General features: G+C 73.0%; 1 pseudogene. It reads right to left on the reverse strand.

The annotated features are described in order from the left end of the window. A pseudogene (locus D1643_RS11290) lies at nucleotides 1–245 on the reverse strand (hypothetical protein); the annotation flags it as partial. Nucleotides 246–636: the final 391 nt, after the last annotated feature.

Genomic DNA, 636 nt, shown 5'->3' on the forward strand with positions numbered 1-636 from the left:
CGCCCGGGCGTCGCCGCGGCCGCGGGCGCGCCTGCGGCCGCCGCCGCCTCGCGGGCGGTCACCTCCGCCACCGTGTCCACGGCCTCGGCACCGCGGGCGGCCAGATCGGCCACCACCTGCGGGTTGTGGATGAGCGGGCCGAGCGTGTAGGCGCGGTGACCGGCCGCCAGCACCTCGTCGGCCATGTCGAGGGCGCGCTGCACCCCGTAGCAGGCGCCGGCCTTGCTCGCGCGAACGACTTCCATGGCTCCTCCCTTTCTTGTGGGCAGTTTTCAGCGGCTTTTTCTGCGAGAAAAGCCGGGTTTGCATGATTCTGACGCACCCGGAAGAGCCGAGGGAAGGCTCTGCGGGCGTTTCTCCTGAAAAATACCGCGGTGAACTTGAGGGAGCGCACCCAAGGCGAGCGATCGGGCATGCAAAGCCGACTTTTCTCGCAGAAAAAGCCCGGTTTTCGCGCCCGCCTCGCGCCCGGCCCCGGGGCCCAGCAACGCCACGCCCTCGCAAGCCAAACGCCCCCCCGCGCCCGCGCCCAGGGCCACGGCAACCGCGGCGCCAGCGGCCCGCGGACGCCTCCCGCACCCTCGTCGGATGCGGAGCCCCGCCGCGTCGCCTCGGCGGCGGCTACTCCCCCGCCCG

It is taken from the genome of Enterorhabdus sp. P55 (assembly GCF_009911695.1).
Taxonomy (GTDB): Bacteria; Actinomycetota; Coriobacteriia; order Coriobacteriales; family Eggerthellaceae; genus Enterorhabdus.